The following is an 8,742-nucleotide window of genomic DNA, read 5'->3' on the forward strand; positions in this document are numbered from 1 at the left end:
AACCGCGATGCTTGAAACGAGTTGTTGCAGAAAGAAAATCCATTAGCACGTTGCCCATTGCGGCGACGGCTGAATCTTCCTCTGTAATGTGCTTGCGAAGGACCTCGCTTAGCGTGTCGACGATACTCGAGAACATACTAGAGAAGTCTTCAGCCAAGGGATTAGTGTTGTAGACCACCTTGCACATTTGCAGATGAGGGTAGTCGAAATGATCGCTCTCTCGTTTGAGTAAGCTTAACAATCGGCCCCTATCGAAGACGATCGCGTATCGTCCGTTGCTTTCGGAACCATACCCGCGCCACTGACTCAATAAGCCGTTGGCCCTTTCGTAGGCGTGATCGTTGGCGTGACTGCAGAAGGAGGTGATGTAGGGGACGGCAAATGGCATGCCGCCAGGACGACCCGTAAACGACGCTTGATAAATTGAATCTACAAGAGCCTGGGCGTTGTTGCGTGCGATTGCCAAGAGGCCACCGGCTTTGTCGAACGCGCGACGGGAGCGGAACTTACTTCCACGAATTTCTCGCAAAATTGGCTTAATTTTGTCCGCCAGAGCATCCGTGATGAGATCTCGAAAATGTTCTACTTCAGTTGCGTCATTGAGGTGGTTGTATCGTGTCGCCCACAGAGATTGAGTTTCGATGATTCCCCGAAGCCCGGACCAGTTGGTGTAATGATAAAGCTCTGCTGGTAAAACTTCGTCTCTATGCTTGCTAGCTTTGGGCATACACAATTTCCAATTGAACTAAGGCCACTTCACCGTGGGTGGCATGGAGGACAGGATCGAGTTCACATTGCCACCCGTCTTCAACCCGAACACCGTGCCGCGGTCGTAGAGCAGGTTGAACTCGACATAGCGGCCGCGCCGCACGAGCTGCTCCTCGCGCTCGTCGTCCGTCCATGTCTCATTCATGTGGCGGCGGACGAGTTCGGGGTAGATCGCGAGAAAGGCAAGGCCCACATCCTGCGTGAAGGCGAAGTCTTCTTCCCAGTCGCCGCTGTTCAGGTGATCGTAGAAGATGCCGCCCGTGCCGCGCGGTTCGTTGCGGTGGGGCAGGAAGAAATATTCGTCGCACCACTTCTTGAAGCGCGGGTAGTAGTCCGCGTCATGTGCGTCGCAGGCGGCCTTGTAGGCGGCGTGGAAATCGACCGTATCGGGATGATCGTCGCGGCGCTGCACGTCGAGCACGGGCGTCAGGTCGCCGCCGCCGCCGAACCAGCTCTTCGTCGTGTAGACATGCCGCGTGTTCATGTGCACGGCGGGCACGCGCGGGTTCTGCATATGCGCGATGAGAGAAATGCCCGACGCCCAGAAGCGCGGGTCTTCCTCCGCGCCCTGCATCTGTTTCCTGAAATCCTCAGAGAATTCGCCATGCACGGTCGAGATGTGAACGCCGACCTTCTCGAAGACGCGGCCGTGCATGACCGACATTTCGCCGCCGCCCTCATCCTTGGAGCCATCGCCGCGCTTCCAGGGCGTCCGCTCGAAACGGCCGGCCGGGCGGTCCGCCAAGGTGCCGGTCAGCTCGTCTTCCAGTTTCTCGAAAGAGGCGCAGATCAGGTCGCGCAATTCGCGGAACCAGGCTTCGGCGCGGGCCTTCCTTTCGGCGGTCGTCTTGTCCTCGGTCATTTTCTCTTCATTCTTGCGTTGGGCTTGCGTCTCTACTTACCCGCCGGAAAGCCGTTTGTCTGCCGGAGCGCTTCGCTCAGCACCATGGCGGCGGCGAGCGCGATGTTGAGTGAGCGGGCAGGGGGCCGCATGGGGATCGTCACCCGCGCGTCCGCCGCCTCGTGCACATGGGCAGGCACGCCCGCGCTTTCCCGGCCGAGCAGGAGAATGTCGGAAGGGCGGAAGCGGAAGCCGGTGAAGGGAAGCTCCGCCTTGGTGGTGAGAAGGACGATGCGCGCGCCTTCAGGGCGTCTAGTTGCGAACGATTCCCAACTGGAATGCCGCTCGACCTCGCCCAGCGCGCCGTAATCCATGGCCGCGCGCTTCAGGTCGCGGTCGTCCCAGGGGAAGCCGCAAGGCTCGATGATGTCGAGCGCCACCCCGAGGCAGGCGCCGAGCCGGATCAGCGTGCCCACATTGGGTGGAATGTCGGGTTCATAAAGGGCGAGGCGCATGGGTTTGTTCCACCTGAATACCTTGGCAGCGAGGTGCGGCGATGCGTCATCCTGCCACAGGGGCGGCGGGGCTGGACAATGCGCGGATTGGATGCCACAAAACCACGCAACGCATGGGGCGAAAGCAGGGGATTCGTCGGGCTTTCCAACCGTGCAACGGGTGTGTACGACGCTGCGCCGTGCTCTTCCGCAATGGGGGAGACCCTTCTTCAGGGAGCCGCTTCCCGAGCGGCACGTGGCGTTCGAGCTATTCAACGAGGAGACCTGAATCGTGGCAGACATCCACGCGGGCGAGCCGACACGGCGCGATTTCCTTTATGTGGCAACGGGGTCGCTCGCCGCGGTCGGCGCTGCAGCCGCCATCTGGCCGCTGATCGACCAGATGAACCCGGACGCTTCCGTCCTGGCGCTCGCCTCCATCGAAGTCGATATTTCCAACATTCCGGTCGGCCAGGAAACCACCTTCAAGTGGCGCGGCAAGCCGGTTTTCGTGCGTCACCGCACGGAAAAGGAAATCGCGGAAGCCGAGGCCGTCGATGTTTCGACGCTGAAGGATCCGGAGACAGACGACCAGCGCGTCATCGCGGGGCCGAGCGGCGAGCTCGAGCGTCAGTGGCTCGTCGTCATCGGCATCTGCACCCATCTCGGTTGCGTGCCGCTATCCTACAAGGGCGAGTATGACGGCTACTTCTGCCCCTGCCACGGCTCGGTCTACGACACTTCGGGCCGCATTCGTAAAGGCCCGGCGCCGCTCAATCTCGAGCTGCCGCCCTACGAATTCGTTTCCGACACCAAGATCAAGATCGGCTGAGGGGGCGCCAGAAAATGAGCGGTGAAAGCACCTACACACCCGCCAACGGATTCTCGCGCTGGCTTGATGCCCGCCTGCCGGTCCTGCGGCTCGTCAATGACAGCTTCGTCGATTATCCGACGCCGAGGAACCTGAACTACTGGTGGACCTTCGGCGCCATCCTGTCGCTCTGCCTCGCGGTGCAGATCGTGACCGGCATCGTGCTCGCCATGCATTATGTGCCGACCACCGAACTCGCCTTCGCGAGCGTCGAGCACATCATGCGCGACGTGAATTACGGCTGGCTCATCCGCTACGTTCATGCGAACGGCGCGTCGATGTTCTTCATCGCCGTCTATATCCACATGTTCCGCGGTCTTTATTACGGCTCCTACAAGGCGCCGCGCGAAGTGCTGTGGATCCTCGGCGTGCTCATCTATCTCCTGATGATGGCGACCGCCTTCTTCGGTTATGTGCTTCCCTGGGGCCAGATGAGCTTCTGGGGCGCCACCGTCATCACCAACCTCTTCGGCGCGATCCCGCTGGTCGGCGAATCGCTCCGCACTTGGCTCTGGGGCGGCTTCTCCGTCGGCGATCCGACGCTCAATCGCTTCTTCTCGCTGCACTACCTCTTCCCGTTCCTCATCGCCGGCGTCGTGATCCTTCACGTCTGGGCGCTGCATGTGACGGGGCAGGGCAATCCGGCGGGCATCGAAGTCAAGGACCCGAAGAAGGACACGGTTCCCTTCACGCCCTATGCGACGATCAAGGACGGGTTCGGCATGGCGCTGTTCCTGATCCTCTTCGCCTATTTTGTCTTCTACAATCCGAACGGGCTCGGCGAACCGGACAACTACATCGTCGCCAATCCGCTTTCGACACCCGCTCACATCGTGCCGGAATGGTATCTGCTGCCCTTCTACGCGATCCTGCGCGCGGTGCCCGACAAGCTCGGCGGCGTGGTGCTCATGTTCGGCGCCATCGCGATCCTCTTCGTGCTGCCCTGGCTCGATACGTCCAAGGTTCGCTCGGCGCGGTTCCGCCCGCTCTACAAGCAGTTCTTCTGGATCTTCGTCGCGGTCTGCCTCGGTCTTGGCTATTGCGGCGGCCAGACGCCGGACAAGATACTGATCCATGTGGGCGAGGGCGGCTTCGACATCACCGACCTGTCGCGCATCCTGACCGCCTACTACTTCCTGCACTTCCTCGTTCTCTTCCCCGTGCTGGGGCTGATCGAGAAAACGAAACCGCTGCCCGCGAGCATTGCGGAGTCGGTGCTGCCCGGTACGCGGCAGGACAAGGCAACGAGCTGAGGGGGAACGGACAAGTGAAAACAGCAATGAAAAGCATCTCTCGCGCCGTTTCCCTTTGCGCCGTTGCGGCGGGGCTCGCCCTTGCCGCGGCGTCGCCCGCGCGCGCCGCGGAGGGCGAGGTCGCCCTCCAGCATGCCGAATGGTCCTTCCAGGGCGTCTTCGGCACCTATGACCGCGACGCGCTGCGCCGCGGCTACAAGGTCTACAAGGAAGTCTGCTCGGTCTGCCATTCGATGCAGTACGTGAAATTCCGCAACCTCGGCGAGCCGGGCGGCCCGGAATTCGAAGAGGGTCAGGTGAAGGCGCTTGCCGCCGAGATCACCGTCGAGGACGGCCCCAACGCCGATGGCGAGATGTATGAGCGTCCGGGCGAGCCGAAGGATGCCTTCCCGTCGCCCTATCCGAACCCGGAGGCTTCCGCCGCCGCGCTCGGTGCCGCCGCGCCCGATCTGTCGCTGATCGCCAAGGCGCGTGCCGGCGGACCGGACTACATCTACTCGCTGCTGAAGGGTTATGTGGACGCGCCGGAAGACTTCGAGGTCACGACCGGTTCCTACAACCTCTACTTCCCCGGCCACATGATCGCCATGCCGGCGCCGCTCTCCGACGGCCAGGTGGATTACGAGGATGGCACGCCCAACACCGTCGACCAGATGGCGAAGGACGTCACCCACTTCCTGATGTGGGCGGCCGAGCCGAAGCTCGAGCAGCGTCACCGCATGGGTTTCCAGGTGCTCATCTATCTCGTGCTGCTGACCGGCATCCTCTATTTCGCGATGCGCAAGGTCTGGGCCGCCGCACACTGATTGACGCGGAAATGTGACAATGAAAGGGCTCCTTCGGGAGCCCTTTTTCATGGCGCCGCCGCCGTGGTTTGTTATACCGAAGGCGCGAATTCCCTGCGGCCTTTCCTTCCTGCGTCATTGCGAGCGCAGCGAAGCAATCCAGGGCGGCGGGGAAAAGACTGGATTACTTCGTCGGCTGCGCCTCCTCGCAATGACGCGATCGGGAGGCGGGAAGCCGGTGGCGAAGAACGGCAGGAGAGACCAGTGGCGAAAACGGTTCTTGGCGTCATCGGGGGGAGCGGCGTCTACGAGTTTCCCGGCCTGAAGAACGAGCGCTGGGAGCGCGTGGCGAGCCCGTGGGGCGAGCCCTCCGACGAGCTTCATTTCGGCGAACTGCCCATCGGCGGCGGCAAGTCGGTCGAGATGGTCTTCCTGCCGCGCCATGGCCGCGGCCATCCGCATTCGCCCACCTCCATCAACTACCGCGCCAATATCGACGCGATGAAGCGCGTGGGCGTCACCGATATCATCTCGGTGTCCGCCGTCGGCTCGCTGAAGGAAGAGCTGCCGCCCGGCTCCTTCGTCATCGTCGACCAGTTCATCGACCGCACCATTGCGCGCGAAAAAAGCTTCTTCGGCGAAGGCTTCGTCGCCCATGTCTCGATGGCGCATCCCGTTTGCCCGCGCCTCGGCGACCATCTCGAAGCGGCCTGCAAGGCGAACGAAATCGCCTATACGCGCGGCGGCACCTATCTCGTCATGGAAGGCCCGCAATTCTCGACGCTCGCCGAGAGCAATCTCTACCGCTCCTGGGGCTGCTCGGTCATCGGCATGACCAACATGCCGGAGGCGAAGCTCGCCCGCGAGGCGGAGATCTGCTACGCGACCGTCGCCATGGTCACCGATTACGACTGCTGGCATCCGGAGCATGCCCATGTCGAGGTCGCCGATGTCGTGCGCGTGCTCGAAGAAAACGCAGGCCATGCCCGCGCCATGATCCGCGCCGTCGCGGAAAGCTTCGGGCCGGAGCGCGAGCCGTCCCCGCAAGGGCTCGACCGCGTGCTCGACACCGCGCTCATCACCGCGCCGGCAAAGCGTGCGCCGGAACTCGTGCGAAAGCTCGATGCCGTCGCCGGCCGCGTGCTTCACGCTTCCTGATCCCGAGGAACAAAATGGACATCAAGGAATATATCCGCACCATCCCGGACTATCCGAAAAGCGGCATCCAGTTCCGCGACATCACCACGCTGCTCGCCGATGCGGAGGGGTTTCGCGGCGCGGTCGATGCGATGGTGAAGCTGCATGCGGGCGCGAAGTTCGACGCGGTGGCGGGCATCGAGGCGCGTGGCTTCATTCTCGGCGGCGCGATCGCGCATCAGCTCGGCCTCGGCTTCATTCCCGTGCGCAAGAAGGGCAAGCTGCCTTCCGCCGTGATCGGTCAGGAATACGACCTTGAATACGGCACCGACACGGTCGAAATCCATATCGACGCCGTGAAGGAAGGCGAGAATGTGCTCCTGATCGACGATCTCATCGCCACGGGCGGCACGGCGGAAGCGGCCGTGAAGCTCATCGCGCGCGCGGGCGGCAACGTCACGGCGTCGAGCTTCGTCATCGAATTGCCGGAACTCGGCGGCCGCCAGCGCCTCGAGGCGCTCGACATCGAAGTGCTTTCGCTCTGTTCCTTCGAAGGCCACTGACCTCAAACACCGCAAAGGTGGGGCCATGAAAATCGACGGCACGCATTACCGCACGATCTGGGTCGCCGATGACGGCTGGTCGGTCGAAATCATCGACCAGACGCGCCTGCCGCATGAATTCGTCACCGCCTCGTTGCGGAGCGCGGCGGATGCGGCGCGCGCGATCAAGGAGATGCAGGTGCGCGGCGCGCCGCTGATCGGCGCCACCGCCGCCTACGGTCTCTCGATGGCGCTTCGCGAGGATACTTCCGACGAAAATCTCGACCGCACCTGCGACATGCTGCTCGCCACGCGGCCGACGGCGGTCAATCTCAAATACTCGCTCGATGCGATGCGCGAGGCGGTCCGCAAGGTCGGGCACAATGCGCGCGTCGAGGCGGCCTACCGGGAAGCTGCGCGACTCTGCGACGAAGATGTCGAAACCTGCCGCCGCATCGGTGAGAACGGGCTGCGCATCGTTCGGGGGCTGGCCGAGGCAAAGCCCGGCCAGACCGTCAACATCCTCACCCATTGCAATGCGGGCTGGCTCGCCTGCGTCGATTGGGGAACGGCGCTCGCGCCCATCTACATGGCGCATGATGCGGGGCTGCCCGTTCACGTCTGGGTGGACGAAACGCGGCCGCGCAACCAGGGCGCCTCGCTCACCGCCTTCGAACTCGGCCGTCACGGCGTGCCGCACACCATCGTGCCGGACAATGCGGGCGGCCATCTGATGCAGCATGGGCGCGTCGACATGTGCATCGTCGGCACCGACCGCACGACGTCCACAGGCGACGTCGCGAACAAGATCGGCACATACCTCAAGGCGCTCGCGGCGGAGGCGAACGACGTCCCCTTCTATGTCGCGCTTCCGCACACGACCATCGACTGGACGCTGATCGACGGCGTGCGCGACATCGAGATCGAGGAGCGTTCGGCGCGCGAGGTCACGCATATGACGGGTCGCACGGAGCAGGGCGAGATCGTCACTGTCGAGATTTCCGCGCCCGGCAGCGCCGCCGCGAACTACGGCTTCGATGTCACGCCCGCAAGGCTCGTCACCGGCCTCATCACGGAGCGGGGCATCTGCCCGGCAAGCCGCGAGGGCCTCCTCTCGCTTTATCCGGAGCGGAAAGACGGATAACGCCCACCCAAAGCCGTCATTGCCGGGCTTGACCCGGCAATCCAGAAGCCGCGAAGCGGCGTCTATCTTCGCAAGGACTCTTCGGCGTCGGCAGTGCCTGGAAAAGGCGCTCCGTTCCTCGTCGTGGACCCCCGGGTCAAGCCCGGGGGTGACGTGAAGAGGGGAGGGTGGAAGGAAGCCGGGAAGCGCTACTCCCCCAACGCCTTCTTCAGCGCCCGCTCCACCTTCGCCGGCTCAGCTGCCGAAGACGGCCTTCATGAATTCGCCAATCGGCAGAGGCAACAGATCCTGCGGGTGATCGCCACCGAACGTCGCCCATTTGCTGCTCGCCTTCGACGTTTGCGACGCGACTTTCTCTGCGGTAGCGGCGTCGTAGATTTCAAAGTTCAGAGAAATCTTGTCGGGAATGCCCGACCACTCGGTGGCGCGGTCCTCCCAGTTCAGAATTCTTGTCTGAAGGACGTAATCGAGGTTCTTCTCTCGGGCGGTGGAAAGAGCAGCATCGAGCTCTTCGGGGTTCGATGCCTTGACGACCCGCCCTGCTCGCGGAATCAATGCTGACTGCAATGCGATTGCCGTCTGCTCGCCGGACCCAGGATAGGGCTTGTTGCCGTATTTCCCGTCTTCCGGCTGCATCACGTAGAAGCTCGCGTCGGATGACAACATGGACGCGGGAGTGTCCGTCGCTATGGGCTTGTATTTGCTGACGCAACCCGCCAAGCCGATGGCTACCGCGAGCACAAGGACAAGTTTCTGCATCTCTCTACCCCCTGAAATGAGTAGAGGAGTGTAGGTCATGGGTGGGTAAGCGCAAACAGCTCGGAGCAACGCCTTCTTCAGTGTGACTTTCCTTCCCACCCTCCCCTTGAGGATTCCTCTGCGAAACCCATCGCGTTCGGGTTTGCCG

General features: G+C 62.6%; 10 protein-coding genes. 6 read left to right on the forward strand and 4 right to left on the reverse strand.

Annotated elements, in window-relative coordinates; all coding sequences use genetic code 11:
* From ACKUUH_RS08835 to ACKUUH_RS08845, 3 genes are all read right to left on the reverse strand, one after another.
* Positions 1-727 (reverse strand): DUF2971 domain-containing protein (locus ACKUUH_RS08835; RefSeq protein WP_407949525.1); only part of this gene is annotated, 727 nt, incomplete at its 3' end.
* Positions 728-745: 18 nt separating this feature from the next.
* Positions 746-1,630, reverse strand: a complete 885-nt coding sequence (gene hemF, locus ACKUUH_RS08840) for an oxygen-dependent coproporphyrinogen oxidase (RefSeq protein ID WP_407949526.1) — start codon at positions 1,628-1,630, stop codon at positions 746-748.
* Between the two features lie 32 nt (positions 1,631-1,662).
* Positions 1,663-2,124 (reverse strand): tRNA (cytidine(34)-2'-O)-methyltransferase, encoded by a 462-nt coding sequence (locus tag ACKUUH_RS08845; protein ID WP_407949527.1) that lies wholly within the window; start codon positions 2,122-2,124, stop codon positions 1,663-1,665.
* Positions 2,125-2,392: 268 nt separating this feature from the next.
* Here ACKUUH_RS08845 and petA point away from each other — a divergent pair, with 268 nt between their 5' ends.
* From petA to mtnA, 6 genes are all read left to right on the forward strand, one after another.
* Positions 2,393-2,935: a ubiquinol-cytochrome c reductase iron-sulfur subunit gene (gene petA, locus ACKUUH_RS08850; RefSeq protein ID WP_407949538.1), complete on the forward strand. Its 543-nt coding sequence runs from the start codon at positions 2,393-2,395 to the stop codon at positions 2,933-2,935.
* A gap of 14 nt (positions 2,936-2,949) precedes the next feature.
* The gene (locus ACKUUH_RS08855; protein WP_407949528.1) at positions 2,950-4,227 is read left to right on the forward strand and encodes a cytochrome bc complex cytochrome b subunit; all 1,278 of its coding nucleotides are present in this window, start codon (positions 2,950-2,952) and stop codon (positions 4,225-4,227) included.
* 26 nt (positions 4,228-4,253) lie between these two features.
* Complete coding sequence (locus ACKUUH_RS08860) at positions 4,254-5,033, forward strand: cytochrome c1 (protein ID WP_407949529.1); 780 nt, start codon at positions 4,254-4,256, stop codon at positions 5,031-5,033.
* 243 nt (positions 5,034-5,276) lie between these two features.
* The gene (locus ACKUUH_RS08865; RefSeq protein WP_407949530.1) at positions 5,277-6,170 is read left to right on the forward strand and encodes an S-methyl-5'-thioadenosine phosphorylase; all 894 of its coding nucleotides are present in this window, start codon (positions 5,277-5,279) and stop codon (positions 6,168-6,170) included.
* 14 nt (positions 6,171-6,184) lie between these two features.
* On the forward strand, positions 6,185-6,712 hold the full coding sequence (locus ACKUUH_RS08870) for an adenine phosphoribosyltransferase (RefSeq protein WP_407949531.1): 528 nt from the start codon (positions 6,185-6,187) through the stop codon (positions 6,710-6,712).
* A 25-nt stretch (positions 6,713-6,737) separates the two neighbouring features.
* Positions 6,738-7,835, forward strand: a complete 1,098-nt coding sequence (mtnA, locus tag ACKUUH_RS08875; protein ID WP_407949532.1) for an S-methyl-5-thioribose-1-phosphate isomerase — start codon at positions 6,738-6,740, stop codon at positions 7,833-7,835.
* Positions 7,836-8,069: 234 nt separating this feature from the next.
* On the opposite strand, the gene ACKUUH_RS08880 is transcribed toward mtnA, so the two are convergent.
* Positions 8,070-8,594 (reverse strand): DUF4823 domain-containing protein, encoded by a 525-nt coding sequence (locus ACKUUH_RS08880; protein ID WP_407949533.1) that lies wholly within the window; start codon positions 8,592-8,594, stop codon positions 8,070-8,072.
* Between the last annotated feature and the right edge of the window lie 148 nt (positions 8,595-8,742).

Origin of the sequence: Parvibaculum sp., assembly GCF_045863935.1 — a bacterium.
Classification (GTDB): Bacteria; Pseudomonadota; Alphaproteobacteria; order Parvibaculales; family Parvibaculaceae; genus Parvibaculum.